This is a genomic window from Pseudomonas sp. B8(2017), from assembly GCF_002113575.1.
Classification (GTDB): domain Bacteria; phylum Pseudomonadota; class Gammaproteobacteria; order Pseudomonadales; family Pseudomonadaceae; genus Aquipseudomonas; species Aquipseudomonas putida_Z.
Genome location: NZ_NEIO01000015.1, coordinates 87700 through 113704, shown reverse-complemented (window position 1 = coordinate 113704; position 26005 = coordinate 87700). Strand labels below are relative to the sequence as shown.

Here is a 26005-nt window from a genome sequence, read left to right as displayed (position 1 = left end):
GCCTGGCATGCATCTTGATAAACCTCCTGGCACTGCCTACGCCTGTACAAGGCTGGGCGGATAAATTGGAGAACGCGATGATCATCGGCAACAACCTGCACGTGGACGCCTTTTTCGACAAGGCGACCTCGACCATCAGCTACCTGGTCATGGACGGCGAAACGCGCAAGTGTGCGTTGATCGACAGTGTCCTGGACTATGACCCCAAGTCGGGGTGTACCTGCACTGCTTCTGCGGACCAGTTGATTGACCGGGTGAAGGAGTTGGGAGCTGACGTGCAGTGGGTGCTGGAAACCCATGTGCATGCCGACCACCTTTCGGCGGCGGCCTATTTGAAGGAAAAGCTTGGCGGCCATACCGCCATCGGCGCACACATCACCCAGGTACAGAAAGTCTTCGGTGCCCTGTTCAACGCCGAGCCTGGCTTCGCCCGCGATGGCAGCCAGTTCGATGTGTTGTTCGAGGACGAGGAAGGTTTCCGCATTGGCAACCTGCATGCCCGCGCGTTGCACACCCCGGGGCACACGCCTGCGTGCATGAGCTTCATGATCGAGGACGCCGGCGAGACTGCGGTGTTCGTCGGCGACACCTTGTTCATGCCCGACTACGGTACCGCCCGTTGCGACTTCCCTGGGGCCGATGCCCGCACCCTGTACCGCTCGATCCGTCGCCTGCTGGCCTTCCCCGACCAGACCCGGCTGTTCATGTGCCACGACTACCTGCCAGGTGGCCGTGACATGCAGTACGTCACCACCGTGGCCGAGCAGCGCGCCAACAATATTCATATCCACCAGGGCATCGATGAGGACAGCTTCGTCGCCATGCGTGAAGCCCGCGACAAGACCCTCGACATGCCCGTGCTGATCCTGCCTTCGGTGCAGGTGAACATGCGCAGCGGCCAGTTCCCCGCGCCGGAAGATAACGGTGTGAGCTACCTGAAGATTCCGCTGAACAAGCTGTGACTGCCCTGCCCCATAACCAGATTTACAGGATTTACCGCCATGCCTGCCTTGTTGTCCCCTGCCAATACCGACCACCACAAAGTGGTCATCGTCGGTGCCGGCGCTGCCGGAATCGCCACCGCTTCCAGCCTGATCAGCCGTGACCCGTCGCTGGATGTGACCTTGATCGACCCCGCCGAAGTGCATTACTACCAGCCCGGCTGGACCATGGTCGGTGCCGGTGTGTTCAAGGCGCCAAGCACTGCCCGCACCATGGCCTCGACCATTCCGCGCGGCGTGCGCTGGATAAAGGCACGTGTGCAGGGGTTCGACCCGCTGGGCCAACTGGTCCTCCTAGAAGGCGGCCGCGCCATCAGTTATGAACAGTTGGTGGTCTGCCCCGGCCTCAAGCTGGATTGGGCGGCCATTGATGGCCTCAGCGAGACCTTGGGCCGCAACGGCGTCACCTCCAACTACCGCTACGACCTGGCGCCCTACACCTGGGAACTGGTACAGAAGCTCAAGCGAGGCCGAGCCCTGTTTTGCCAGCCGCCCATGCCGATCAAATGCGCAGGCGCGCCGCAGAAGGCGCTGTACCTGTCTTGCGACCACTGGCTGCGGCACGGTCACCTGGGGGCTGTGAAAGCCAGCTTCTTCAATGCCGGCGCAGTCTTGTTCGGAGTGGCGGACTACGTTCCCGCACTGATGAAGTACATCGACAAGTACGCCGTGGACCTCAATTTTTCCCACTGCCTGGTCGCCGTGGACGGCCCGAACAAGCGCGCCACCTTCGTGCGCACCTTGGCCGATGGCAGCAGCGAAACCCGAATCGAGGCCTTCGACATGCTGCACGTGGTACCGCCGCAGGTGGCACCGGACTTCATTCGTGAAAGCCCGTTGGCCGACAGTGCCGGTTGGGTCGATGTCGACCCGCACACCCTGCGCCATCGCCACTTCACCAACGTCCATGCCCTTGGGGACGTGACCAACACCAGCAATGCCAAGACCGCCGCCGCTGCACGCAAGCAGGCCCCGGTCGTGGCCAACAACGTGTTGGTGGCCCTGGGCAGGTTGCCTACCCTGGCCCAGTACGATGGTTATGGCTCGTGCCCGCTCACCGTCGAGCGCGGCAAGATCGTCCTTGCCGAGTTCACCTATGGCGGCAAGCTGGCTCCAAGCTTCCCCAACTGGTTGCTGGATGGCCGCAAGCCGACACGTCTGGCCTGGTTGCTCAAGGCGCAGGTGCTGCCACCCTTGTACTGGAAAGGCATGCTCAAGGGCCGCGAGTGGCTGGCACGGCCACAGCCGTTGGTAGCCGAGGGCCGGCGGTGATCGAACATCAAATACTGGGAGCGGGCCTGGGCGCGATCATCGGTGCCGTGCTGGCGTTGACCGGTGCCGGCGGTGGCATTCTCGCAGTGCCTTTGCTGGTGTTCGGCCTGGGGCTGTCGATGGTCGAGGCGGCACCGGTCGGCCTGCTGGCCGTAGGCATGGCGGCGGCGGTGGGTGCTGTGCTGGGCTTGCGTCAGGGCCTGGTGCGCTACCGGGCGGCGCTGTTCATCGCATTGATCGGTGTGGCAGCGGCGCCGTTCGGGCTGATGCTGGCGCACCGCTTGCCGAACACGCCACTGCAGTTGGTGTTCGCCGGGGTGCTGGTTTATGCCTGCCTGCGCATCTGGCGCAAGGCGGCCAAGGAACTGCGCGGCGAAGCCAATGATGCCCATCGCTACATCGAACCCTGCGTGCTGAACCCGCTGCACGGCCGTTTGCGCTGGACCCTGCCCTGCGCGCGCGCCTTGGCCTTCACCGGTGCATTGTCAGGGCTGCTATCCGGCCTGCTCGGCGTGGGCGGTGGCTTTGTCATCATCCCGGCCCTTAACCGCTACACCAACCTGCGCATGGCCAGCATCGTCTCCACCTCGCTGGCGGTGATCGCGCTGGTGTCCACCGGCAGTGTGGTCAGCGCCAGCCTGGCAGGGGTCATGCACTGGCAGGTTGGCGCCCCGTTCGCCGTCGGTGCGGTGCTCGGCCTGCTGCTGGCGCGGCCATTGGCGGCCAGGCTGGCCGGGCCGCGCTTGCAGCAGATGTTTGCCGTGGCCGGTTGGGCTGCGGCCCTACTGCTGGCCGGCAAGGCGCTACTGGGCTAGCAGCTCGCTCTGTTCTGCCGCGCACAGCGCCAGCAGGTAGTCCCAAACTACCCGCAGGCGCACCGACTTGTGCAGTTCGCGGCGGGTACAGATCCAGTAGCTGCGCTGGATGGTTTCGCCAGGCAGCACGCGCACTAGTGTCGGGTCGTGGCGGGCCATGTAGTTGGGCAGTACGGCGATGCCCAACCCGGCGCGGGCGGCGGTTTGCTGGGCGATCACGCTGGTGCTGCGAAACACCACGTTGGGGGCCCGGCAGAAGCTGTTGAGAAACAGCAGTTCCTGGCTGAACAGCAAGTCGTCGACGTAGCCGATCCAGCTGTGCCGGGCCAGGTCCTCGCGGTTGCGCAGCGGGGGCGCGCGATCCAGGTAGTCCTGGCTGGCGTACAGGGCCAGGCGATAGTCGGTGAGTTTGCGGGTGATCAGCAGGTCGGCGTTGGGCCGTTCCAGGTGGATGCTGATCTCTGCCTCGCGGTTGAGGATGCTGACGAAGCGCGGTACCGCCACCAGCTCCACTTCCAGGCCGGGGTAGCGGTCGAACAGCGCATTCATGCGCGGGGTGAAGAACATGATGCCGATGCCTTCGGTCACCCCCAGGCGAATCTTGCCCAGCGGCGTGATGGCCTGGGTGATTTCTTCCTGCGCCAGCAGGGCGACGTTTTCCATGGCTTCGGCGTGCTTGAGCAGGGCCTGGCCCGAGGGGGTCAGTTCATAGCCCTGGGCATGCTGCACGAACAGCGCAGTACCCAGGCTTTGCTCGATGCTCTCGATGTGCCGGGCCACGGTACTGTGGGTGGTGTTGAGGCGCTTGGCGGCGGTAAGCAGGCGGCCGCTGCGCTGCAACTCGAGGAAAAACCGCAGATCGTTCCAGTCGAACATGCTGATCCTTTTTGGCAGTTCGTTCCGGCCTCTTCGCGGGCACGCCCGCTCCCACAGGGATCGCGTTACCTTGTGGGAGCGGGCGTGCCCGCGAAGAGGCCAGTACAGACTTACCACTGTGCTAAAACGCACAGCGGCTGCGCGAAATCTCGTGTTTCCTCCACGAAATTACTCACTAAGATGGATCGGGACAAGAATAATAATCAGGCCCGAGGTTGCACATGCCATCAGCCGATTCTGTCTTCGACTACGTGGTCGTAGGGGCCGGTCCCGCCGGTTGCCTGTTGGCCAATCGTTTGTCCGCCGACCCTTCCTGCCGAGTGCTGCTGCTGGAAGCGGGTGGGCGCGATAACTATCCCTGGATCCATATCCCCGTCGGTTACCTCTATTGCATCGGCAACCCGCGCACCGATTGGTGCTTCAAGACCGAGGCGCAGCCCGGCCTGGGCGGTCGTGCGCTGGGTTATCCACGCGGCAAGGTGCTGGGTGGCTGCTCCTCGATCAATGGCATGATCTACATGCGCGGCCAGGCCGCCGACTACGACCGTTGGGCCGAGCAAGGCAACGACGGCTGGGCCTGGAAGGACGTACTGCCGCTGTTCAAGGCCAGCGAAAGCCATTTTGCCGGCGCCAGCGAGCACCACGGTGGTGATGGCGAATGGCGGGTCGAGCGCCAGCGCTATAGCTGGCCGATCCTCGATGCCTTCCGTGATGCCGCCGAGCAAAGCGGCATCGGCAAGGTCGATGACTTCAATACCGGCGACAACCAGGGCTGTGGATATTTCCAGGTCAACCAGCGCAGCGGTGTGCGCTGGAACGCTTCCAAGGCTTTCCTGCGACCGATCAAGGATCGCCCCAACCTCACCGTGCTGACCGGCGTTCAGGTTGACCAGGTGCTGCTCAACAACACCCGTGCACGGGCGGCAAAGGCGTTCTGGCAGGGTGCCTGGCACGAGTTTGCGGCACGTCGCGAGATCATCCTCTGTGCGGGCGCTGTAGGCTCTCCCGGTATCCTGCAGCGCTCCGGCATCGGCCCGCGGCAGTTACTGGAAAGCCTGGGCATTGGCGTGCGTCACGACATGCCCGGTGTTGGCGGCAACCTGCAGGATCACCTGCAACTGCGCCTGATCTACCAGATCCGCAATACCCGTACCCTGAACCAGATGGCCAACAGCCTGTGGGGCAAGATGGGCATGGGCCTGCGCTACCTCTATGACCGCAGTGGCCCGCTGGCCATGGCGCCGAGCCAACTGGGCGCGTTCGTGCGTTCGAGCCCGGAGCAGGCCACCGCCAACCTGCAGTACCACGTGCAGCCGCTGTCACTTGAGCGCTTTGGCGAGCCACTGCACAGGTTCCCGGCCTTTACCGCCTCGGTGTGCAACCTGCGCCCGGCCAGCCGCGGGCGTATCGATATCCGCAGCAGCGACATGAACAGCACACCGCTGATCGACCCCAACTACCTCAGCGACCCCCAGGACCTGCGCGTCGCCGCCGATTCAATTCGCCTTACCCGGCGAATCGTCCAGGCCCCTGCCCTCGCTGCGTTCGACCCAAAGGAATACCTGCCGGGCCCAGCCCTGCAAACCGAAGAAGAGCTGTTCGAAGCCGCCGGCAAGATCGGCACCACCATCTTCCACCCGGTAGGCACCTGCCGCATGGGCAATGGCGAACTGGACGTTGTGGATAACCAGTTGCGCGTACACGGCATCCCCGGCCTGCGCGTGGCGGACGCCTCGATCATGCCGCAGATCACCTCCGGCAATACTTGTTCACCCACCCTGATGATCGCCGAGAAGGCGGCGCAACTGATCCTCAAAGGAGCTGCCACCCAGACCTATCTGAACGAAGACGCGATACCGACGCCCTGACCCCGGGTGCGTGCAGTACCGGCAGCTGGCGGTCAGAAGCTGCCGACAGTGGAACAACAAGAATAATCACTGTGGCCTGCGGGCCGAGGACAGCAACGATGTCGGATTACATCCAAGAGCAGGGTGCGGCGGCCAGCAGCTCCAGCCGTCGTGAAGAACGCAAGATCATTTTCGCGTCATCCCTCGGGACAGTTTTCGAGTGGTATGACTTTTTTCTCTATGGTGCGCTGGCAGCGGTCATCAGCAAGCAGTTCTTCGCTGGCGTGAACGATACCACCGCCTTCATCTTCGCCCTGATGGCCTTTGCCGCCGGCTTCCTGGTGCGGCCATTCGGCGCGCTTGTGTTCGGCCGGCTGGGCGACATGATCGGGCGCAAGTACACCTTCCTGGTTACCATCGTGCTGATGGGCCTGTCCACCTTCGCGGTGGGGTTGTTGCCCACCTACGCCAGCATCGGCATCGCGGCACCGATCATCCTGGTGGTGCTGCGCATGCTGCAGGGGCTGGCGCTGGGTGGTGAATACGGCGGTGCGGCAACCTATGTGGCCGAGCATGCGCCGCCCGGCAAGCGCGGTTTCCACACGGGTTTCATCCAGTCCACCGCCACCCTTGGCCTGTTGTTGTCACTGGTGGTCGTGCTGGGCAGCCGCTATATCAGTGGCGACCAGTTCGAAACCTGGGGTTGGCGCCTGCCGTTCCTGCTGTCGATCGTGCTGCTGGCGATTTCCACCTGGATCCGCATGAGCATGCACGAGTCGCCGGCCTTCGTGAAAATGAAGGCCCAGGGCAAGGTCAGCAAGTCGCCGATCCGTGAGTCGTTCACCTCCTGGCCGAACCTTAAAGTGGTGCTCACCGCCCTTTTCAGCATCAACGCCGGGCAGGCTGTGACCTTCTACACGGCGCAGTTCTACGTGCTGTTCTTCATGACCCAGATGCTGAAGATGGACCCGGCCCAGGCCAATACCCTGCTGATCATCAGCGTGGTCATTGGTGCGCCGTTCTTCGTGTTGTTCGGCTGGTTGTCCGACCGTATTGGCCGCAAGCCGATCCTGATGCTCGGCCTGCTCCTGGCTACGGTGCTGTACTTCCCGCTGTTCAAGGCGCTGAGCCACTACGCCAACCCACAGATCGATGCGGCCAGCCGCCAGGCGCCGATCGTTGTCACTGCCGACCCGCAAGGCTGCACCTTCCAGTTCGACCCGGTGGGCAAGGCGCGTTTCGACAGCCCGTGCGACAAGGTCAAGACCTTCCTGGTCAAGCAGGGCCTACCGTACAGCTCGGTGGATGTGGCCGGCAGCGATGTGGTGGTCAACATCGGTGACAAGACCATCAACGGCTTCGACGAAGCGGCCATGCGTGCGGCGGTGGAACAGGCCGGCTACCCGGCCAAGGCCGACCCTGGGCAGGTCAACCAGGTGATGGTGGTGGTGCTGATCGTGGCGATGATCCTGATCGCGACCATGACCTATGGCCCGCTGGCGGCGGTGATGGTCGAGCTGTTCCCGACCCGCATCCGCTACACCTCGATGTCGCTGCCCTACCATATCGGCAACGGCTGGTTCGGTGGCTTCCTGCCAACGGTGTCGTTCGCGCTGGTGGTGTATACCGGGGATATCTTCTACGGGCTGTGGTACCCGGTGCTGGTGACCGGGGTCAGCCTGGTGGTGGGGATCTTCTGCCTGAAAGAAACCAAGGATGTGGATATCGACAAGATCTGACAGCTCAAGGCCTGCACCAAATGCTCAGGCGCTGACGCGCTTGTTGTGGGAGCGGCCTTGTGTCGCGATTGGGCTGCGCAGCAGCCCCAGGATTTCAGCTGTGATGCATGAATTGCTGGGGCCGCCTTGCGGCCCTTTCGCGACGCAAGGCCGCTCCCACAGTCTTCTCCCACAGATGGTGCAATCCTGCTTCCGAACCCATAAAAAAACCGGCTGTAAAAGCCGGTTTTCTTATGCCCCAAAAAAACTTATGCACGATTTTCAGAAAAATGTCATACACAGAAATAAACAGCTAATTCAAACACTTAGCTATCACTTCAGGCTTTTAATCCAAAAACAGTTCACAAGTTATCCACAGATGGTCAGGCCATCTGTTCCTGGGGTTTTTCCTCTGCTGGCGGCAGCGAACCCATGGCCCGCTGGGTCGCTTCGTTCCACGCCGCGGCGCGGTCGTTGAGCTCGGCGATGGCCCGTGGCCCGGTGCCGTTGGCGTACATCGGTTCGCCAATCACCACCTCGATGGTGCCGGCGCGTTTGCCCCAACCGGTCTTCGGCCAGAACTTGCCGGCATTATGGGCAATCGGCAGCACCGGCAGCCCGGCATTCACTGCCAGCGCGGTACCGCCACGGGAGAACTTGCCCATGGTGCCGAATGGCACGCGGGTGCCTTCCGGGAAGATCAGCACCCAGGTCTTCTGCTTGAGCAGCTCGTCACCCTTGCTGGCTACCTGGCGCAGGGCTTCCTTGGGGTTATCGCGGTTGATCGCGATCGGCCGCAGCATGGCCATGGCCCAACCGAAGAACGGCACGTACAGCAACTCGCGCTTGAGCACCTGGCTCAGCGGCGAGAAATACTGGGAAAGGAAGAAGGTTTCCCAGGTGCTCTGGTGGTTGGACAGGATCACGCAAGGCTCATCAGGCACGTTCTCGGCGCCAGTGATCTTGTAGTCGATACCCAGGATGGTGCGCACCAGGAACAACGCGCAACGGCACCAGTACACGTTGATGAACTTGTAGCGCTTGGGGAACGACAGGAACGGCGCGACGAAGAAGCTCAGCGAGCACCACAGCAGCGAACTGGTGCCCAGCAGCAGGTAAAAAAGAAAGATTCTGATCGCCTGCAGGATCGACATAGTGGCTTGTACCATTGCGGGGCATGCCCGCCTGAGAAAAATGCGCCCGAAGGCGCACTGTTTAAATTAGTTCTCTGGCGATAGCTGCCAGATCGTCGAAAATCAGTGTAGTTTCCGGGACGCCTTTTTCCAGGGTCCGCTCGCCCTTGCCGGTTTTCACCAGCACGGGTTGTGCACCGACGGCCAGGGCGGCCTCCAGGTCACCTTTGCTGTCGCCAACGAACCAGACGCCTTCCAGGCCGACCTGGTAATGCTCGGCGATCGCCCGCAGCATGCCAGGCTTGGGCTTGCGGCAATCGCAGCCTTCGTCCGGCCCGTGCGGGCAATACACGATGTGACCCACCTCGCCGCCCTGCTCGGCCACCAGCGCGCGCAGGCGCGCGTGCATGGCCTCGAGGGTTGCCAGCGCATAGTAGCCACGGGCAATGCCGGACTGGTTGGTGGCCACGGCCACCGTCCAGCCCGCCTTGCTCAACTGCGCGATCGCTTCGACCGAGCCAGGGATCGGCACCCACTCGTCCAGCGTCTTGATGTAGGCGTCGGAGTCGTAGTTGATTACTCCGTCACGGTCGAGAATCAGCAGTTTCAAGGCTTACCCCAGCAGCGAAATGTCGGCCACGCCCAGGAACAGGCCGCGCAGGCGGCTGAGCAGGGCATAACGGTTGGCGCGTACCTTGGCATCCTCGGCGTTGACCATCACCGCCTCGAAGAAGGCGTCGACCGGGTCACGCAGCGCCGCCAGGCGGGCCAGCGATTCGCTGTACTGGCGTGCAGCAGCCATCGGTTGCACGGCCTGGTCGGCCTGCTGGATGGCCGAGTACAGGGAGAACTCGTTGGCGTTGTCGAAGTACTTCGGCTCGACGTGATCGGCGATGGCGCCTTCGGCCTTGCTCAGCAGGTTCGACACGCGCTTGTTCACCGCGGCCAGGGCCTCGGCTTCCGGCAGCTTGCGGAAGGCTTGTACAGCCTGTACGCGTTGGTCGAAGTCCAGGGCAGAACCTGGCTGCAGGGCACGTACCGACAGGTAGGTGGCCACGTCGATGCCTTCGTCTTCGTAACGCGCACGCAGTCGGTCGAAGATGAACTCCAGCACCTGTTCGGCCAGGCCGGCGGCCTTGACCTTGGCGCCGAACTGCTTGACCGCGAACTCGACCGCACCGGTCAGGTCCAGGTCCAGCTGCTTCTCGATCAGGATACGCAGCACGCCCAGGGCGGCACGGCGCAGGGCGTACGGGTCCTTGCTGCCGGTAGGCAGCATGCCGATGCCGAAAATGCCGACCAGGGTGTCGAGCTTGTCGGCGATGGCCACGGCAGCACCGGTGAGGGTCTGCGGCAGCTCGGCGCCAGCACCGCGCGGCATGTACTGCTCGTTCAGGGCCAGGGCCACGTCTTCCGGCTCACCGTCGTTGAGCGCGTAGTAGTAACCGGCCACACCCTGCATTTCAGGGAACTCGCCGACCATCTCGGTGGCCAGGTCGCACTTCGACAGCAGGCCGGCACGGCCGGCGCGCTGGGCGTCGCCGCCGATCAGCGGGGCGATGAACGCAGCCAGTCTGGAAACGCGCTCGGCCTTGTCGTAGACAGTGCCCAGCTGAGCCTGGAACACCACGTTCTTCAGGCGCTCGTTGAAGGTTTCCAGCGGCTGCTTCTTGTCCTGCTTGAAGAAGAACTCGGCATCGGTCAGGCGTGGGCGCACGACCTTCTCGTTGCCTTGCACGATCTGCTTCGGGTCGCGGCTCTCGACGTTGGCCACGGTGATGAAGCGCGGCAGCAGCTTGCCTTCGCTGTCCAGCAGGCAGAAGTACTTCTGGTTGTCCTGCATGGTGGTGATCAGGGCTTCCTGTGGCACTTCGAGGAAACGCTCCTCGAACGAGCACACCAGCGGCACTGGCCACTCGACCAGGGCGGTCACTTCGTCCAGCAGTGCCGGCGGCACGATGGCGCTGCCTTCCTGCTGCATGGCCAGTTCGGCGGTACGCTTGCTGATCAGCTCGCGGCGCTCGGCGAAGTCGGCCAGCACGTAGGCTTTGCGCAGGTCTTCGACGTAGTTGGCCGGGGTGGTGATGACCACGTTTTCCGGGTGGTGGAAGCGATGGCCACGGGATTCACGGCCGGCCTTCTGCGACAGGATGGTGCAGTCGACCACCTGGTCGCCCAGCAGCATCACCAGCCATTGGGTCGGGCGCACGAACTCTTCACGGCTGGCCGCCCAGCGCATGCGCTTGGGGATCGGCAGGTCGTTGAGCGAATCTTCGACGATGGTCGGCAACAGGCCAGCGGTGGCCTTGCCCGGGATGTGCTGGGAGAAGCGCAGCTTGGCGCCGGTCTGGTCGATTTCCGACAGATCCACACCGCATTTCTTGGCAAAGCCCAAGGCAGCCTGGGTCGGCTCGCCGTCTTTGAAAGCAGCCTGCAGGGGCGGGCCGTCGATATTGATGCTGCGGTCAGGCTGCTGCACGTCCAGCTGGCGGATCAGCACGGCCAGGCGACGCGGCGCGGCGTAAACCTGCTTGCCGGTGTAGTTCAGGCCAGCGGCCTGCAGGCCTTTCTCGATACCAGCCAGGAAGGCTTCGCCGAGGCTGGCGAGGGCCTTCGGTGGCAGCTCTTCGGTGCCCAGTTCTACCAGGAAATCTTGAGCACTCATTGTGCAGCCTCCAGCTTAGCCAACACTTCGTCACGCAGTTCAGGGGTGGCCATCGGGAAGCCCAGGCGTGCGCGGGCTTGCAGATAGCTTTGCGCCACGTCCCGGGCCAGGGTACGTACACGCAGGATGTAGCGCTGGCGCTCGGTTACCGAGATGGCGCGGCGGGCGTCCAGCAGGTTGAAGGTGTGCGAGGCCTTCAGGACCATTTCATAGGTCGGCAGCGGCAGGTCCAGCTTGATCAGGCGGTTGGCTTCGCTTTCGTAGAAGTCGAACAGCTCGAATAGCTTCTCGACGTTGGCGTGCTCGAAGTTGTAGGTCGACTGCTCCACCTCGTTCTGGTGGAACACGTCGCCGTAGGTGACCTTGCCGAACGGGCCGTCGGCCCACACCAGGTCGTACACCGAGTCGACGCCCTGGATGTACATGGCCAGGCGCTCCAGGCCGTAGGTGATTTCACCGGTGACCGGGTAGCACTCGATACCGCCTACCTGCTGGAAGTAGGTGAACTGGGTGACTTCCATGCCGTTGAGCCAGATTTCCCAGCCCAGGCCCCAGGCGCCGAGGGTCGGCGATTCCCAGTTGTCTTCGACGAAGCGAATGTCGTGGACCAGCGGGTCCAGGCCGATGGCTTTCAGCGAGCCGAGGTACAGCTCCTGGAAGTTGGCCGGGTTGGGCTTCAGTACCACCTGGAACTGGTAGTAGTGCTGCAGGCGGTTGGGGTTTTCGCCATACCGCCCGTCGGCAGGGCGACGGCTAGGCTGCACATAGGCGGCGTTCCAAGTTTCTGGACCCACGGCGCGCAGGAATGTAGCGGTGTGGAAAGTGCCGGCGCCTACTTCCATATCGTAGGGCTGAAGCACCACACAACCTTGCTCGGCCCAGTAGTTCTGCAGGGCGAGGATCAGGTCTTGGAAGGTACGCACGGCTGGCGTAGGCTGGCTCACGAAATTCACCTGTATCTGGGGATGCGGATGTAAAGAGCGGGAGTATAACCTGATTCGCCTCGCCCTCTACTCATTGGAGCCTTATGCCACGCTGCTTTTGGTGTACCGACGATCCGTTGTACCAGGCCTACCATGACCAGGAATGGGGAACGCCCCAGCGTGACCCGGCGTTGCTGTTCGAGATGCTTTTGCTCGAAGGGTTCCAGGCGGGGCTTTCGTGGATCACCGTATTGCGTAAACGCGAGCGTTATCGCGAGGTGATGCACGGCTTCGATCCGGTGAAACTCGCCGTCATGAGCGACGAACGCATCGAGGAGCTGATGCAGGATGCCGGCATCATCCGCAACCGCCTCAAGCTCAAGGCTGCCAGGCGCAATGCCCAGGCCTGGCTGGCTGTGGACAACCCCGCCGACTGGCTCTGGTCATTCGTTGGTGGTGCGCCGAAGATCAATCACTTCACGGGCCGCAGCGAGGTGCCAGCGGTTACCGATGAAGCCAAGGCGATGAGCAAAGCCCTGCAGAAAGCCGGCTTCACGTTTGTTGGCCCGACCATCTGCTATGCCTTCATGCAGGCCACCGGCATGGTCATGGACCACACCACCGATTGCGATCGCTACGCCGCCTTGTTGCGCTGAGGGGTTACAATGCGCGCCTTGCTGAAATAAGGAATTCGCCTGTGGAAAAGTTCAAGGGCGCCCTGATGGTCGGGGTGCTGCGTCTGTTTGCCAAGCTGCCCTGGGGCGCTGTGCAGCGCGTCGGCGCCGGTATCGGCTGGCTGATGTGGAAGATCCCCAACGGCTCGCGCAATGTCGTGCGCATCAACCTGGCCAAGTGCTTCCCGGAGATGGACCCGGCCGAGCGCGAGCAGCTTGTTGGCCGCGCGTTGAAGGATATCGGTAAATCCTTCGTCGAAAGTGCCTGTGCCTGGATCTGGCCGCCGCAGCGCTCGCTGGAGCTGGTCAAGGAAGTGCACGGCCTGGAAGTGCTGGAGCAGGCCCTGGCCTCGGGCAAGGGCGTGGTCGGCATCACCAGCCACCTGGGCAACTGGGAAGTGCTGAACCACTTCTACTGCAACCAGTGCAAACCGATCATCTTCTACCGCCCGCCGAAGCTGAAGGCGGTGGATGACCTGCTGCGCGAGCAGCGGGTGCAGATGGGCAACCGCGTCGCGCCTTCGACCAAGGAAGGCATCCTCAGCGTGATCAAGGAAGTGCGCCGTGGTGGCCAGGTGGGTATTCCTGCCGACCCGGAGCCGGCAGAGTCGGCGGGGGTGTTCGTGCCGTTCCTGGGTACCCAGGCGCTGACCAGCAAGTTCGTGCCGAACATGCTGGCCGGGGGCAAGGCGGTGGGGGTGTTCCTGCATGCCCTGCGGCTGCCGGATGGCTCGGGCTTCAAGGTGTTCCTGGAGGCGGCGCCAGAAGAGATGTACAGCACCGACGTGACCGTGTCGGCAGCGGCGATGAGCAAGGTAGTCGAGCGCTATGTGCGCGAGTACCCGAGCCAGTACATGTGGAGCATGAAGCGCTTCAAGAAGCGCCCGGCTGGCGAGGCGCGCTGGTACTGATATTTCTGGGGGCGCTTCGCGCCCCTTTCGCGACACAAGGCCGCTCCTACAAGGGATCGCGGTCTCCTGTAGGAGCGGCCTTGTGTCGCGATGGGCTGCAAAGCAGCCCCGGCGATTTCAGACCTTGTTCAGTTTCTTCAGAAACACGGTCATCTCTTTCTCGGCCTGCTTGTCCCCATGGGCCTGCGCCGCCATGATCCCCTCCTCCCAGGCCTTGCGCGCCGCCGCCAGGTCACCCTGCAGCTGATGCGCCTTGCCCAGCAGCTTCCACGCCGCCGAGTACTTCGGGTCCTGTTCCACGCACCGTGCCAGATGCACCGCCGCTTCAGCGCCATTGCCTTCGTCCAGCCAGGCCTTGCCCAGGCCGAACCTCAACAACGGGTTATCCACACCCTTGGCCAGCATCTTCTCCAGCGATTCGCGCATGCCCTGTGCTCCTAGAAGAAACTCAAGCCGACGTGGAACAGCTTCTCCACATCCCGAATATGCTTTTTATCCACAACGAACAGGATCACATGGTCGCCCGATTCGATCATGGTGTCGTCGTGGGCAATCATCACCTCTTCGTCACGAATGATCGCGCCGATGGTAGTGCCCGGCGGCAGGGCGATGTCTTCGATCGCCTTGCCGACCACCTTGCTCGACTTCGAATCCCCGTGCGCCACCGCTTCGATAGCTTCGGCAGCGCCACGGCGCAGCGAGTGCACGCTGACGATGTCGCCCCGGCGCACGTGCGCCAGCAGGGTGCCGATGGTGGCCAGCTGCGGGCTGATGGCGATGTCGATGTCGCCACCCTGCACCAGGTCGACATAGGCCGGGTTGTTGATGATGGTCATCACCTTGCGCGCACCCAGGCGCTTGGCCAGCAGCGACGACATGATGTTGGCCTCGTCGTCGTTGGTCAGGGCCAGGAAGATGTCGGCGTCGGCGATGTTCTCCTCCAGCATCAGGTCCTTGTCCGAGGCGCTGCCCTGCAGCACCACGGTGCTTTCCAGGGTGTCGGAAAGGTGTCGGCAACGGGCCGGACTCATCTCGATGATCTTCACCTGGTAGCGGCTTTCGATAGCCTCGGCCAGGCGTTCGCCGATCTGCCCGCCACCGGCGATGACCACACGCTTGTTGGTTTCGTCGATACGGCGCAGCTCACCCATCACCGCGCGGATGTCCTTCTTCGCGGCGATGAAGAACACTTCGTCGTCGGCTTCGATCACCGTGTCGCCCCGCGGGGTGATCGGGCGGTCGCGGCGGAAGATGGCCGCCACGCGGGTGTCGACGTTGGGCATGTGCGCGCGGATCTGGCGCAGTTGCTGGCCTACCAGCGGGCCACCGTAGTACGCCTTCACTGCCACCAGCTGGGCCTTGCCTTCGGCGAAGTCGATTACCTGCAGCGAGCCTGGGTGCTCGATCAGGCGCTTGATGTAGTTGGTCACTACCTGCTCGGGGCTGATCAGCACGTCGACCGGGATATGGTCGTTGTCGAACAGCTCTTCGCGGGTCAGGTAGGCCGACTCGCGCACCCGGGCGATCTTGGTCGGCGTGTGGAACAGCGAATAGGCCACCTGGCAGGCGACCATGTTAGTCTCGTCACTGTTGGTTACCGCCACCAGCATGTCGGCGTCGTCGGCACCGGCCTGGCGCAGCACCGTAGGCAGCGAGCCGCGGCCTTGCACGGTGCGGATGTCCAGGCGGTCGCCCAGGTCGCGCAGGCGGTCGCCGTCAGTGTCGACCACGGTGATGTCGTTGGCTTCGCTGGCCAGGTGCTCCGCCAGCGTACCGCCTACCTGCCCTGCGCCGAGGATGATGATCTTCATCCGCTACTCCCTACCTTTTGTTCTTATCCGCGCGAAGCGGCGATCTTGATCAGCTTGGCATAGTAGAAACCGTCGTGGCCGCCTTCCTGGGCCAGCAACTGGCGGCCGTGGGGCTGGCGCAGGCCGGCTTCGGTGGCCAGGTCCAGCTCACGGGCGCCCGGGGTGCGGGCGAGGAAGGCATCGATCACTTCGGTGTTCTCGGTCGGCAGGCTGGAGCAGGTGGCGTACAGCAGCATGCCGCCCACTTCCAGGGTCGGCCACAGGGCATCGAGCAGCTCGCCTTGTAGCGTGGCCAGGGCCGGGATGTCGTCGGCCTGACGGGTCAGCTTGATGTCCGGGTGACGGCGGATCACGCCGGTGGCCGAGCATGGTGCGTCGAGCAGGATGCGCTGGAACGGCTTGCCGTCCCACCAGCTGGCGGTGTCGCGGGCATCGCAGGCGATCAGCTCGGCGTCCAGTTGCAGGCGGTCGAGGTTCTCGCGCACGCGGGTCAGGCGCTTGGCTTCGAGGTCGATGGCCACCACGTGGGCCAGGCCGGCTTCGGCTTCCAGCAGGTGGCAGGTCTTGCCGCCCGGTGCACAGCAGGCGTCGAGCACGCGCTGGCCGGGGGCCAGTTCCAGCAGGTCGGCGGACAGTTGCGCGGCTTCGTCCTGAACGCTCACCCAGCCTTCGGCAAAGCCTGGCAGGCCGCGCACATCGCAGGCTTCGGCCAACACGATACCGTCACGGCTGTACTGGCAGGCGCTGGCGCCAACACCTGCCTCGGCCAGCAGTGCCAGGTAGGCATCGCGGCTGTGGTGGCGGCGGTTGACCCGCAGGATCATCGGCGGGTGGGCGTTGTTGGCGGCGCAGATGGCCTCCCACTGCTCCGGCCAGAAGGCCTTGAGCGACTTCTGCAGCCAGCGCGGGTGGGCGGTGCGTACCACCGGGTCGCGCTCCATGCCGGCCAGCAACTCTTCGCCTTCGCGTTGGGCACGGCGCAGCACGGCATTGAGCAGGCCCTTGGCCCACGGCTTCTTCAGCTTGTCGGCACATCCGACAGTCTCGCCAATGGCCGCGTGGGCCGGGATACGGCTGTAGAACAGCTGGTACAGGCCGACCAGCAGCAGCGCCTGCACATCGGCATCGGCGGCCTTGAACGGCTTCTGCAGCAGCTGCGCGGCCAGCAGGTCGAGGCGTGGCTGCCAGCGCGCGGTGCCGAACGCCAGGTCCTGGGTCAGGCCGCGGTCGCGTTCATCGACCTTGTCCAGTTGCGCCGGCAGCGAGCTGTTCAGCGAGGCCTTGCCACTGAGCACAGCGGCAAGGGCACGGGCGGCGGCGAGGCGTGGGTTCATTGGCCCAGCACCTTGCCGCTGGCGAATTTCTCGCGACGGCTGTTGAACAGGTCGCTGAAGTTCAGCGGCTTGCCGCCGGGCAGTTGCAGGCGGGTCAGGCTCAGCGCCTGATCACCGCAGGCGACCACCAGGCCGTCCTTGCTGGCGGAGAGGATCTCGCCGGGGGTGCCTGTCGCTGTGGACAAGTTGGCGGCCAGCACTTTCACGCTTTCGCCATCGAGGGTGCTGTGGCAAATCGGCCACGGGTTGAAGGCACGGATCAGGCGTTCCAGCTCGACGGCCGGGCGGCTCCAGTCGATGCGCGCTTCGTCCTTGTTCAGCTTGTGCGCGTAGGTAGCCAGGGCATCGTCCTGAACTTCGCCTTGCAGCGAACCATCGGCCAGGCCGGCGATGGCCTGGACGACTGCGTGCGGGCCCATCTCGGCCAAGCGGTCGTGCAGGCTGCCGCCGGTGTCTTCGGCGCTGATCGGGGTGACCACCTTGAGCAGCATCGGGCCGGTGTCCAGGCCCGCTTCCATACGCATCACGGTCACACCGCTCTCGGCGTCGCCGGCTTCCACGGCGCGCTGGATCGGTGCGGCACCGCGCCAGCGTGGCAGCAGGGAGGCATGGCTGTTGATGCAGCCCAGGCGCGGGATATCCAGCACCACCTGCGGCAGGATCAGGCCATAGGCGACCACCACCATCAGGTCCGGCTTCAGCGCGGCCAGTTCGGCCTGGGCTTCGGCGTTGCGCAGGGTCGGCGGCTGGAACACCGGGATGTCATGGGCCACAGCCAGTTGCTTGACCGCGCTCGGCATCAGCTTCTGGCCGCGGCCGGCCGGGCGGTCGGGCTGGGTGTAGACGGCCACGATCTCGTAGGGGCTGTCGAGCAAGGCCCTGAGGTGTTCGGCGGCAAACTCTGGAGTGCCTGCAAAGACGATGCGCATGGAGTTCTCGCTTCAAAAAAGAAAAAGGCTTGCCGGAGCAAGCCTTCTGGAAGGTGGGGATCAGGCTTGCTGGCGGTGCTGCTTTTCCAGCTTCTTCTTGATCCGGTCGCGCTTGAGCTGCGACAGGTAGTCGACGAACAGCTTGCCGTTGAGGTGATCGAATTCATGCTGTACGCACACCGCCAGCAGGCCTTCGCACTCCAGTTCGTACGGCTTGCCGTCGCGGTCCTGGGCCTTGACCCGCACACGCAGCGGGCGGTCGACGTTCTCGTAGAAGCCAGGTACCGACAGGCAGCCTTCCTGGTACTGGCCCATGTCATGGGTCAGCTCTTCGACCGTGGGGTTGATAAAGACGCGCGGCTCGCTGCGGTCTTCACTGAGGTCCATGACCACGACCTGCTGGTGCACGTTGACCTGGGTGGCGGCCAGGCCGATGCCAGGGGCTTCGTACATGGTTTCAAACATGTCGTCGATCAGCTGACGCAGGGCGTCGTCGAACACCGTCACCGGCTTGGCGATGGTGCGCAGGCGCGGGTCCGGGAATTCGAGAATGTTCAAGATGGCCATAAGGTCAGGCAGTCACTGTGCGTTCGGTTGAAAACTGAGCACACATAATAAAGGGAAACGGGGATTTCAGCACCTGGCAAAGCTCGGCTAGGGTTTTCAAGGGCCGCTTATAGCCCATTCGATGGACAGGTTGTCAAAGCGTTATCAACAAAGTTATCCACAGTTTGTGCCACGTCGATGGCCCCAATTCGATCAAGGATGATCCCCATGCAGACCTACCATTCGTCGCCTCTTCCGCCTGCCGAACTGGAGGCGCGATTACGCCTGCACCGGCTGCCGGAAACGGGATTGCGTCGCTTTAACACCTTGCTGGAGGCCTTTGGCAGCGCCTCGTCGGCACTGTGCGCACCGGCCGGCGCGTGGCGCGCATTGGGCATACCACAGGCCACCATCGATGCCCGGCGCAGTGCCGAAGTACGTGAGGGTGCACTGGCCGCAATGGCCTGGCTAGAGCTCCCGGGCCAGCATTTGCTGATGTGGGACGGCCCTGGCTACCCGCCACTCTTGGCGGAAATCGATGATGCCCCTCCGCTGCTTTTCGTCGCTGGCGACCCCGCCTTGCTCGAGCGCCCACAGCTGGCAATTGTGGGCAGCAGGCGTGCTTCACCCCCGGCGCTCGACACCGCTGCGGCATTTTCCCGCTACCTGGCGCAGGCCGGTTTCACCATTACCAGTGGCTTGGCCGTGGGCATCGACGGTGCCGCTCATCGGGCCGCATTGCAGGCAGGTGGGGGCACGATTGGCGTGCTCGGTACGGGGTTGCAAAAACTTTATCCACAGCGCCACAAGTCGCTTGCGCAAGCGATGATCGACAACGGCAGCGCGCTGGTTTCCGAGTACCCGCTGGATGCCGGGCCGCTGCCCGGCAACTTCCCGCGGCGCAATCGCATCATCAGTGGCCTGTCGCTGGGCGTGCTGGTGGTCGAGGCCAGCCTGGCCAGTGGCTCGCTGATCACCGCACGCCTGGCTGCCGAGCAAGGCCGCGAGGTGTATGCCATACCGGGCTCCATTCACCACCCCGGTGCCAAGGGCTGCCACCAGTTGATCCGTGACGGCGCGCTGCTGGTGGAGAGCGTGGAGCAGATATTGGAAAGCCTGCAGGGCTGGCAGAACCTGCCGCCTGCGGTTGTGGATAAATTCGACCATCCCCTGCTCGCCCTGCTGCATGCTGCGCCACAAACCAGCGAAAGCCTGGCCCACTGCAGCGAGCTGCCGCTGGCCGACGTGCTGGCGCAGCTGACCGAACTGGAGCTGGAAGGCCGGGTCAGCAATGAAGCCGGGCGTTGGTTTGCCCGCGCGGGCTAAGTACACTGCTCACAAGCAAGGTATATAGGCGGAGTAACAGAAATGGTGAGCAGTTTTCGTGTGCAACAAGCCGCACGTGAGATCCGGGCGGGCGCAGTGATCGCCTACCCGACGGAAGCGGTCTGGGGCCTGGGCTGCGACCCGTGGAACGAGGACGCGGTGTATCGCCTGCTGGCGCTGAAGTCGCGGCCAGTGGATAAAGGCCTGATCCTGGTAGCCGACAACATCCGCCAGTTCGACTTCTTGTTCGAGGACTTCCCCGAAGACTGGATCGACCGCATGGGCAGCACCTGGCCGGGGCCGAACACCTGGCTGGTACCGCACCAGAACCTGTTGCCCGAATGGGTTACCGGGCAACATGACACCGTGGCACTGCGGGTCAGTGACCACCCGGTGGTACGTGAGCTTTGTGCGTTGGTGGGGCCGTTGATTTCCACTTCGTGCAACCCGGGCGGGCGCCCGGCGGCGAAGACCCGGTTGCGGGTGGAGCAGTACTTCCATGGTCAGCTGGATCTGGTGCTGGGTGGCGCATTGGGTGGAAGGAAGAACCCGAGTGTGATTCGTGACCTGGTGACTGGCGAAGTCGTTCGTCCAGGCTGATACCGCCGGCGAGGGCTTCGCCCTCGATCGCCGGCAAGCCAGCTCCCACAGGGATTTCACAAGGCTTGAAGGCAATGCTGGACCTTGTGGGAGCTGGCTTGCCGGCGATTGGGCCGCAAAGCGGCCCCAGAACCCCGCAGATTTTTCTGATTTTGTCTCGAATGGCTGTCCAGCTTGTGGCTTGGGAAATATCCTACGAGCCGCGTCCTCTGCCATCACCTTCTCAGTGGGAACCTCTGCCCTTAGGCTTCAGCCGTCGCCGAATAACTCGGCGATCGGGTGTGGTAACCCGGGTTCTGGGTGATCTTGGCAGTCCATGGCGGCTGTTCGCAGGAGGCTTCGTGCCTGCTGGGTTTTAGATCTCCCACCCGGTTTACCACCCTGCGTACAGCTGCCACCTATTCGTGTGGTAACGACTGGGTGGTGCCATGAAGCGAGATCTAGTGATGAAGAAGATTGTCCCCGATCCACCCCTACCCTGCACATCCACCCGCCCCTTCGGCCGCTGCGACGCCGGCCACGAACCGCTGTTCACCGTAAACCCGAACATTTCCGCCGAGGACGCCTTGGTTCATGTAGCTCTGTATCTGCGAGGCGCCTACGAAACGGGCTCGAAAGCCCTCGAGTACCTGCGCGAAGAAGGCCGTGGCATGTATTGGTCGAGCCTGCATTCCATTGAACTGGCGGAGGGATTGGTGGAGGCGATTCTCGATGGTATCGAGTCGATACCAACCACCCGTCCCCCACAGGCATAGCGCCATATTCAAGGCCGACGCAGTACCTGTGGGAGCGGGCGCGCCCGCGAACACCGGCGCAGCCGGTGCCATGCACCGCGGTGCTTGCTTCGCGGGCATGCCCGCTCCCACAGGGATAGCGCGGTATTCAACGCCGGTGCAGTACCTGTGGGAGTGAACTCAAGGAAGCAGAATTGTGGAACCCACAGTCCGCCGAGCCGACAGCTCCGCCTGTGCCTTGGCCGCCTCACTCAGCGGATACCGCTGCTGGATATCCACAACCAGCTTGCCGCTACCAATCATCGCAAACAGGTCATCGGCCATGGCCTGGGTATTCTCGGCATTGTTGGCATAGGTCGCCAACGTGGGCCGGGTCACATACAGTGAGCCCTTCTGCGCCAGAATCCCCAGATTCACCCCGCTCACTGCCCCCGAGGCATTGCCAAAGCTCACCATCAACCCGCGCGGCTGCAGGCAGTCCAGCGAGGTCAGCCAGGTGTCGGCACCCACACCGTCATACACCACCGGGCATTTCTTGCCGTCGGTCAGCTCCAGCACCCGCTTGGCCACGTCTTCACGGCTGTAATCGATGGTCTCCCACGCCCCCAGCGCCTTGGCCCGCTCGGCCTTCTCGGCAGAGCTCACGGTCCCGATCAGCTTGGCGCCCAAGGCCTTGGCCCACTGGCAAGCCAACGAACCCACGCCGCCAGCTGCTGCGTGGAACAGGATCACGTCACCCGCCTTCACCTCATAGGTCTGCTTCAGCAGGTACTGCACGGTCAAACCCTTGAGCATCACCGCTGCCGCCTGCTCGAAGCTGATGTTGTCGGGCAGCTTCACCAAGTTGGCTTCCGGCAGCGTGTGCACCTCGCTATACGCGCCCAGCGGGCCGCCGGCATGGGCCACGCGGTCACCCACTTTCAGCCGGGTCACGCCCTCGCCCACGGCCTCGACCACGCCAGCCGCTTCCGTGCCCAGCCCCGAAGGCAGGGATGGCGGCGCATACAGCCCGCTGCGGAAGTAGGTATCGATGAAGTTCAGGCCGATTGCATAGTTACGCACACGCACCTGCTGTGGCCCTGGCGGGGCAGGTTCAAACTCCACAAACTGCAGCACTTCCGGGCCGCCATGCTGGCTGAACTGGATACGCTTGGCCATCTCGCACTCCTGTCGTATGGGTCGGGAAAGGTCTTCTATCGGACGCCTTTGCTTGATCGCCGTCAACTGCGGCGCGCGGGCTGGGGGTGGTATGCTACGCGGCGAATTCTTCCCTGCCCGTTCCTGGTGACCCGATGACTAGCCGCACCGAGGCCGTGAAAGCCTACCTGCTCGACCTGCAAGACCGCATCTGCTCTGCCCTCGAAGCTGAAGACGGCGGCGCCCGCTTCGTCGAGGACGCCTGGGTGCGCGAAGCCGGTGGCGGGGGCCGCACGCGGGTGATCGGCGATGGCAAGGTGATCGAGAAAGGCGGGGTCAACTTTTCCCACGTGTTCGGCGCCGGTCTGCCGCCGTCGGCCAGTGCCCACCGCCCCGAGCTGGCGGGCCGTGGCTTCGAGGCCCTGGGCGTGTCGCTGGTGATCCACCCGCACAACCCGCATGTGCCCACTTCCCACGCCAACGTGCGCTTCTTCATCGCCGAAAAGGAAGGTGAAGAGGCTGTCTGGTGGTTCGGCGGCGGCTTCGACCTGACACCGTACTACGGCAATGAAGAAGACTGCATCCACTGGCACCGTGTGGCCGAGCAGGCCTGCGCGCCGTTCGGCGCCGACGTGTACCCGCGCTACAAGGCTTGGTGCGACCGTTACTTCCACCTCAAGCACCGTGGCGAGCCACGTGGCATCGGCGGCCTGTTCTTCGATGACTTGAACGAGTGGGACTTCGACACCTGCTTCGCCTTCATCCGCGCCATCGGCGACGCCTACGTCAACGCCTACCTGCCGATCATCCAGCGCCGCAAGGACACCCCTTACACCCCGCAGCAGCGCGAGTTCCAGGAATACCGCCGTGGCCGCTACGTGGAGTTCAACCTGGTCTACGACCGTGGCACCCTGTTCGGCCTGCAGTCCGGTGGCCGCACCGAGTCCATCCTCATGTCGTTGCCGCCGCAGGTGCGCTGGGGCTATGACTGGAAGGCCGCGCCCGGCAGTGAAGAAGCGCGCCTGACCGAGTACTTCCTGCAGGACCGCGACTGGCTCGGCCAGTAAGCCTGTGGATAATCAAGGAGCCGTCATGGACCAGTACGTCGTTTTTGGTAACCCCATCGGCCACAGCAAGTCGCCGCTGATCCATCGCCTGTTCGCCGAACAGACCGGCCAGGACCTGGAATACGCCACCCTGCTGGCGCCGCTGGACGAGTTCAGTGACTGCGCGCGCGGCTTCTTCAAGCAAGGCCGCGGTGGCAACGTCACCGTGCCGTTCAAGGAAGAGGCCTTCCGCCTGTGCGACAGCCTGACCCCGCGTGCCCGGCGCGCTGGCGCGGTGAACACGCTGAGCAAGCTGGCCGATGGCAGCCTGCAGGGCGACAACACCGATGGCGCTGGCCTGGTGCGCGACCTGACGGTGAATGCCGGGGTCGAGCTGGCGGGCAAACGCATTCTGATCCTGGGTGCTGGTGGCGCGGTACGTGGCGTGCTGGAGCCGATCCTGGCGCACAAGCCGCAGTCGCTGGTGATTGCCAACCGGACCGTGGAAAAGGCCGAGCAGCTGGCGCGTGAGTTCGATGAACTGGGGCCGGTGGTGGCCAGCGGGTTTGCCTGGTTGCAGGAGCCGGTGGATGTGATCATCAATGCCACTTCGGCGAGCCTGGCCGGTGAGTTGCCGCCGATTGCCGACAGCCTGGTCGAGGCGGGGCGCACGGTTTGCTACGACATGATGTATGGCAAGGAGCCTACGCCGTTTTGCCAGTGGGCAGAGAAGCTGGGGGCGGCCAAGGTGCTGGATGGGCTGGGGATGCTGGCTGAGCAGGCGGCTGAGGCGTTCTTTATCTGGCGTGGGGTGCGGCCGGATACGGCGCCAGTGTTGGCTGAGTTGCGCCGGCAGCTGGCTCGGGGCTGAGATTGTTGGGGGCCGCTTTGCGGCCCATCGCAGGCAAGCCAGCTCCCACAGGGATATCACAAGGCCTGAGGCCGGCGCTGTCCCTGTAGGAGCTGGCTTGCCTGCGATGGGCTGCAAAGCAGCCCCAATATCTCAGCCTCACTCCTCAAACCGGATCGGGCACAACTCCACCCCTTCCAGCTTCTGCAATTCCTCGATCACCTGCGGCCTGGCCCGGTGCAGGGTCAGACTCCCCCCCGCCCGCCGCAACCGCCGCGCCTCGCGGTGCAACATATCCACACCCGAGTAATCGATGAAGTTCACCTGCCGCGCATCGATCACCACATGCGGCCCCTGGCAGCGCTGCAAGCGCACCTGCAGGTAATGCGCCGCACCAAAGAAGATCGACCCGCCCACCCGCAGCACGTCCGCCTCCCCTTCGCGGCTCTGCTGTACCCGTGGCCGTGAAGTGCGCTTCAGATAGAAGAACAGCGACGCCAGCACTCCGGCATAGATCGCCGTCTGCAGCTCCAGCAACAAGGTCGCTGCCGCCGTCAGCGCCATTACCAGAAACTCCGAGCGGCTGACCCGGAACAGCGCACGAATCCCCCGGTGGTCCACCAACCCCCAGCAGATCAGCAGGATGCTGCCGGCCATGGCCGGAATCGGCAGGTGCGCGATCAGACCGGCCCCGGCAACGGCGAACACAGCCACCCACAGCGCCGAGAATACCCCGGCCATGGGCGAGCGGGCGCCGGCGTCGTAGCTCAGCCCGGAGCGGGTGAAGGAGCCGGAAGACAGGTAGCCAGAGAAAAACGCACCGACGATGTTCGACAGGCCCTGTGCGCGTATTTCCTGGTCTGCGTCGATCAACTGCTCCGAACGTGCCGACAACGAGCGGGCGATCGACAGGCTGGTGACCAGCCCGAGCATGCCCACTGCCACGGCGCTGGGTAGCAGGCGCAGGATCAGTTCCACATCCAGCAAGGGCAGTGGGCTGAAGGGTGGCAGCTGGCCGGTGAATGCCGGCACACGCGGCACATGGCCAAAGAACCCGGGCAGCAGCCAGGCCAGCAGGCTTACCAAAATCAGGCTTATCAACAGGCTGGGCCAGCGTGGGCGCCAGAGCTTGAAGGCCACGCCGATCACCACTGTGGCCAGGCCCAGAATCAAGGACGGCAGGTCGACCTCGCCGGCATGGCTGGCCAGGTCCTGCACGGTCTTCAACGCCGTAGCCTGGCTTGGCAGGTCCATGCCCAGCAGGTTGGGCAGCTGGCCCAGGGCAATGACGACAGCGGCGCCCAGGGTGAAGCCGAGCACCACGGAGTGGGAGACGAAATTGACCAGTGCGCCGAAGCGCAAAAGGCCCAGCAGCAACTGGAAGATGCCGCCGACGAAGGTCAGCAGCAGCACCAAGGTGACATAGTCGGCGCTGCCGGCCACGGCCAGCGGGCTGATGCTGGCGTAGAGGACGATAGAGATGGCAGCAGTCGGTCCGCAGATCAGGTGCCAGGACGAGCCCCACAGGCAGGCGATCAGCACTGGCACGATGGCGGCGTACAGCCCGTACTCGGCCGGCAGGCCGGCGATCAGGGCATAGGCGATGGATTGCGGCAGGGCGAGGATTGCACCGCTCAGGCCCACCAGAAGGTCCTGGCGCAGGCTGCGGCCCGATTGGCGGGGGAGCCAGGAGAGGAAGGGCAGCAGGTGAGTGAGGCGATGCATGGGTTATCCACATTCCTTACTGTTTCGCCAATCCCTGTGGGAGCGGGCGCGCCCGCGAAGAAGCCGCCGCGGTGGATGGCACCGGCTTCGCCGGTGTTCGCGGGCATGCCCGCTCCCACAGGGATAGAGGTT

The 26005-nt window shown here is 63.8% G+C and carries 24 protein-coding genes; 12 read left to right on the top strand and 12 right to left on the bottom strand.

Annotated features, from left to right (window positions below):
- The first annotated feature begins 77 nt into the window (after nt 1-77).
- Genes CAG22_RS20010 through CAG22_RS20000 form a run of 3 tightly spaced genes read left to right on the top strand, consistent with a single transcriptional unit; the run spans nt 78 to nt 3088 of the window.
- A complete protein-coding gene (locus CAG22_RS20010) occupies nt 78-962 on the top strand; it encodes an MBL fold metallo-hydrolase (RefSeq protein WP_085691537.1) in 885 nt (294 codons plus the stop codon).
- A 39-nt stretch (nt 963-1001) separates the two neighbouring features.
- The gene (locus CAG22_RS20005; protein WP_085706013.1) at nt 1002-2273 is read left to right on the top strand and encodes an FAD/NAD(P)-binding oxidoreductase; all 1272 of its coding nucleotides are present in this window, start codon (nt 1002-1004) and stop codon (nt 2271-2273) included.
- On the top strand, nt 2270-3088 hold the full coding sequence (locus CAG22_RS20000; RefSeq protein ID WP_085588882.1) for a sulfite exporter TauE/SafE family protein: 819 nt from the start codon (nt 2270-2272) through the stop codon (nt 3086-3088). Before CAG22_RS20005 ends, CAG22_RS20000 begins: the two co-directional genes overlap by 4 nt.
- Here CAG22_RS20000 and CAG22_RS19995 read toward each other — a convergent pair.
- The gene (locus CAG22_RS19995; protein ID WP_013970255.1) at nt 3077-3964 is read right to left on the bottom strand and encodes a LysR family transcriptional regulator; all 888 of its coding nucleotides are present in this window, start codon (nt 3962-3964) and stop codon (nt 3077-3079) included. The genes CAG22_RS20000 and CAG22_RS19995 overlap by 12 nt on opposite strands.
- A gap of 221 nt (nt 3965-4185) precedes the next feature.
- Between CAG22_RS19995 and CAG22_RS19990 the strand changes: the two genes are divergently transcribed.
- Together CAG22_RS19990 and CAG22_RS19985 are read left to right on the top strand one after the other, a co-directional pair.
- Nucleotides 4186-5832 (top strand): GMC family oxidoreductase, encoded by a 1647-nt coding sequence (locus tag CAG22_RS19990; RefSeq protein ID WP_085706012.1) that lies wholly within the window; start codon nt 4186-4188, stop codon nt 5830-5832.
- 98 nt (nt 5833-5930) lie between these two features.
- Nucleotides 5931-7550: an MFS transporter gene (locus tag CAG22_RS19985; RefSeq protein ID WP_075046831.1), complete on the top strand. Its 1620-nt coding sequence runs from the start codon at nt 5931-5933 to the stop codon at nt 7548-7550.
- A 362-nt stretch (nt 7551-7912) separates the two neighbouring features.
- On the opposite strand, the gene CAG22_RS19980 is transcribed toward CAG22_RS19985, so the two are convergent.
- The 4 genes from CAG22_RS19980 to glyQ are packed head-to-tail and all read right to left on the bottom strand — an operon-like array spanning nt 7913 to nt 12271.
- Nucleotides 7913-8698 (bottom strand): 1-acyl-sn-glycerol-3-phosphate acyltransferase, encoded by a 786-nt coding sequence (locus tag CAG22_RS19980; protein ID WP_025337179.1) that lies wholly within the window; start codon nt 8696-8698, stop codon nt 7913-7915.
- Between the two features lie 46 nt (nt 8699-8744).
- Nucleotides 8745-9272 carry a D-glycero-beta-D-manno-heptose 1,7-bisphosphate 7-phosphatase gene (gene gmhB, locus CAG22_RS19975; RefSeq protein ID WP_025337180.1) on the bottom strand — a complete coding sequence of 176 codons (528 nt, stop codon included), beginning with the start codon at nt 9270-9272 and terminating at the stop codon, nt 8745-8747.
- A gap of 3 nt (nt 9273-9275) precedes the next feature.
- Complete coding sequence (gene glyS, locus CAG22_RS19970; protein WP_025337181.1) at nt 9276-11327, bottom strand: glycine--tRNA ligase subunit beta; 2052 nt, start codon at nt 11325-11327, stop codon at nt 9276-9278.
- The gene (gene glyQ / locus CAG22_RS19965) at nt 11324-12271 is read right to left on the bottom strand and encodes a glycine--tRNA ligase subunit alpha (RefSeq protein ID WP_025337182.1); all 948 of its coding nucleotides are present in this window, start codon (nt 12269-12271) and stop codon (nt 11324-11326) included. Before glyQ ends, glyS begins: the two co-directional genes overlap by 4 nt.
- Before the next feature lie 83 nt (nt 12272-12354).
- Here glyQ and CAG22_RS19960 point away from each other — a divergent pair, with 83 nt between their 5' ends.
- Nucleotides 12355-12906, top strand: coding sequence for a DNA-3-methyladenine glycosylase I (locus CAG22_RS19960; protein ID WP_003260004.1), 552 nt, complete (start codon nt 12355-12357; stop codon nt 12904-12906).
- 41 nt (nt 12907-12947) lie between these two features.
- Nucleotides 12948-13835 (top strand): lysophospholipid acyltransferase, encoded by an 888-nt coding sequence (locus tag CAG22_RS19955; RefSeq protein WP_015268436.1) that lies wholly within the window; start codon nt 12948-12950, stop codon nt 13833-13835.
- Nucleotides 13836-13952: 117 nt separating this feature from the next.
- Here the strand turns inward: CAG22_RS19955 and CAG22_RS19950 are convergent, their stop codons facing one another.
- Genes CAG22_RS19950 through def form a run of 5 tightly spaced genes read right to left on the bottom strand, consistent with a single transcriptional unit; the run spans nt 13953 to nt 18476 of the window.
- On the bottom strand, nt 13953-14261 hold the full coding sequence (locus CAG22_RS19950; RefSeq protein ID WP_085706011.1) for a tetratricopeptide repeat protein: 309 nt from the start codon (nt 14259-14261) through the stop codon (nt 13953-13955).
- Nucleotides 14262-14272: 11 nt separating this feature from the next.
- Nucleotides 14273-15646 (bottom strand): Trk system potassium transporter TrkA, encoded by a 1374-nt coding sequence (gene trkA / locus CAG22_RS19945; RefSeq protein WP_013970264.1) that lies wholly within the window; start codon nt 15644-15646, stop codon nt 14273-14275.
- Between the two features lie 23 nt (nt 15647-15669).
- Nucleotides 15670-16980, bottom strand: a complete 1311-nt coding sequence (rsmB, locus tag CAG22_RS19940) for a 16S rRNA (cytosine(967)-C(5))-methyltransferase RsmB (RefSeq protein ID WP_013970265.1) — start codon at nt 16978-16980, stop codon at nt 15670-15672.
- On the bottom strand, nt 16977-17909 hold the full coding sequence (gene fmt / locus CAG22_RS19935) for a methionyl-tRNA formyltransferase (protein WP_085706010.1): 933 nt from the start codon (nt 17907-17909) through the stop codon (nt 16977-16979). The genes rsmB and fmt overlap by 4 nt, the downstream gene beginning before the upstream one ends.
- 60 nt (nt 17910-17969) lie before the next feature.
- Nucleotides 17970-18476, bottom strand: a complete 507-nt coding sequence (def, locus tag CAG22_RS19930) for a peptide deformylase (protein WP_003260000.1) — start codon at nt 18474-18476, stop codon at nt 17970-17972.
- 207 nt (nt 18477-18683) lie between these two features.
- Here def and dprA point away from each other — a divergent pair, with 207 nt between their 5' ends.
- The 3 genes from dprA (at nt 18684) to CAG22_RS19915 (ending at nt 21136) form a co-directional block, all read left to right on the top strand.
- Nucleotides 18684-19781, top strand: coding sequence for a DNA-processing protein DprA (gene dprA, locus CAG22_RS19925; RefSeq protein ID WP_085706009.1), 1098 nt, complete (start codon nt 18684-18686; stop codon nt 19779-19781).
- Nucleotides 19782-19823: 42 nt separating this feature from the next.
- A complete protein-coding gene (locus CAG22_RS19920) occupies nt 19824-20381 on the top strand; it encodes an L-threonylcarbamoyladenylate synthase (RefSeq protein WP_085706008.1) in 558 nt (185 codons plus the stop codon).
- A gap of 446 nt (nt 20382-20827) precedes the next feature.
- On the top strand, nt 20828-21136 hold the full coding sequence (locus CAG22_RS19915) for a hypothetical protein (protein WP_031324379.1): 309 nt from the start codon (nt 20828-20830) through the stop codon (nt 21134-21136).
- A gap of 159 nt (nt 21137-21295) precedes the next feature.
- Here CAG22_RS19915 and CAG22_RS19905 read toward each other — a convergent pair whose 3' ends face one another.
- Nucleotides 21296-22273 (bottom strand): NADPH:quinone reductase, encoded by a 978-nt coding sequence (locus tag CAG22_RS19905; RefSeq protein WP_085706006.1) that lies wholly within the window; start codon nt 22271-22273, stop codon nt 21296-21298.
- A 134-nt stretch (nt 22274-22407) separates the two neighbouring features.
- On the opposite strand from CAG22_RS19905, the gene hemF reads away from it, so the two are divergent.
- Both hemF and aroE read left to right on the top strand, forming a co-directional pair.
- A complete protein-coding gene (gene hemF / locus CAG22_RS19900) occupies nt 22408-23319 on the top strand; it encodes an oxygen-dependent coproporphyrinogen oxidase (RefSeq protein ID WP_019098072.1) in 912 nt (303 codons plus the stop codon).
- 25 nt (nt 23320-23344) lie between these two features.
- Nucleotides 23345-24169: a shikimate dehydrogenase gene (gene aroE, locus CAG22_RS19895; protein ID WP_085706005.1), complete on the top strand. Its 825-nt coding sequence runs from the start codon at nt 23345-23347 to the stop codon at nt 24167-24169.
- Nucleotides 24170-24307: 138 nt separating this feature from the next.
- Here aroE and CAG22_RS19890 read toward each other — a convergent pair whose 3' ends face one another.
- Nucleotides 24308-25873 carry a SulP family inorganic anion transporter gene (locus CAG22_RS19890; protein WP_085706004.1) on the bottom strand — a complete coding sequence of 522 codons (1566 nt, stop codon included), beginning with the start codon at nt 25871-25873 and terminating at the stop codon, nt 24308-24310.
- Between the last annotated feature and the right edge of the window lie 132 nt (nt 25874-26005).

Excerpts from the sequence above, each read along its gene's own strand:
- CAG22_RS20010 (WP_085691537.1), top strand. The coding sequence starts at position 78 with ATGATCATCGGCAACAACCTGCACGTGGACGCCTTTTTCGACAAGGCG.
- CAG22_RS20005 (WP_085706013.1), top strand. The coding sequence starts at position 1,002 with ATGCCTGCCTTGTTGTCCCCTGCCAATACCGACCACCACAAAGTGGTC.
- CAG22_RS19995 (WP_013970255.1), bottom strand. The coding sequence starts at position 3,964 with ATGTTCGACTGGAACGATCTGCGGTTTTTCCTCGAGTTGCAGCGCAGC.
- CAG22_RS19990 (WP_085706012.1), top strand. The coding sequence starts at position 4,186 with ATGCCATCAGCCGATTCTGTCTTCGACTACGTGGTCGTAGGGGCCGGT.
- CAG22_RS19985 (WP_075046831.1), top strand. The coding sequence starts at position 5,931 with ATGTCGGATTACATCCAAGAGCAGGGTGCGGCGGCCAGCAGCTCCAGC.
- CAG22_RS19980 (WP_025337179.1), bottom strand. The coding sequence starts at position 8,698 with ATGGTACAAGCCACTATGTCGATCCTGCAGGCGATCAGAATCTTTCTT.
- glyS (WP_025337181.1), bottom strand. The coding sequence starts at position 11,327 with ATGAGTGCTCAAGATTTCCTGGTAGAACTGGGCACCGAAGAGCTGCCA.
- CAG22_RS19960 (WP_003260004.1), top strand. The coding sequence starts at position 12,355 with ATGCCACGCTGCTTTTGGTGTACCGACGATCCGTTGTACCAGGCCTAC.
- CAG22_RS19950 (WP_085706011.1), bottom strand. The coding sequence starts at position 14,261 with ATGCGCGAATCGCTGGAGAAGATGCTGGCCAAGGGTGTGGATAACCCG.
- trkA (WP_013970264.1), bottom strand. The coding sequence starts at position 15,646 with ATGAAGATCATCATCCTCGGCGCAGGGCAGGTAGGCGGTACGCTGGCG.
- rsmB (WP_013970265.1), bottom strand. The coding sequence starts at position 16,980 with ATGAACCCACGCCTCGCCGCCGCCCGTGCCCTTGCCGCTGTGCTCAGT.
- fmt (WP_085706010.1), bottom strand. The coding sequence starts at position 17,909 with ATGCGCATCGTCTTTGCAGGCACTCCAGAGTTTGCCGCCGAACACCTC.
- def (WP_003260000.1), bottom strand. The coding sequence starts at position 18,476 with ATGGCCATCTTGAACATTCTCGAATTCCCGGACCCGCGCCTGCGCACC.
- dprA (WP_085706009.1), top strand. The coding sequence starts at position 18,684 with ATGCAGACCTACCATTCGTCGCCTCTTCCGCCTGCCGAACTGGAGGCG.
- CAG22_RS19920 (WP_085706008.1), top strand. The coding sequence starts at position 19,824 with ATGGTGAGCAGTTTTCGTGTGCAACAAGCCGCACGTGAGATCCGGGCG.
- CAG22_RS19915 (WP_031324379.1), top strand. The coding sequence starts at position 20,828 with ATGAAGAAGATTGTCCCCGATCCACCCCTACCCTGCACATCCACCCGC.
- CAG22_RS19905 (WP_085706006.1), bottom strand. The coding sequence starts at position 22,273 with ATGGCCAAGCGTATCCAGTTCAGCCAGCATGGCGGCCCGGAAGTGCTG.
- hemF (WP_019098072.1), top strand. The coding sequence starts at position 22,408 with ATGACTAGCCGCACCGAGGCCGTGAAAGCCTACCTGCTCGACCTGCAA.
- aroE (WP_085706005.1), top strand. The coding sequence starts at position 23,345 with ATGGACCAGTACGTCGTTTTTGGTAACCCCATCGGCCACAGCAAGTCG.
- CAG22_RS19890 (WP_085706004.1), bottom strand. The coding sequence starts at position 25,873 with ATGCATCGCCTCACTCACCTGCTGCCCTTCCTCTCCTGGCTCCCCCGC.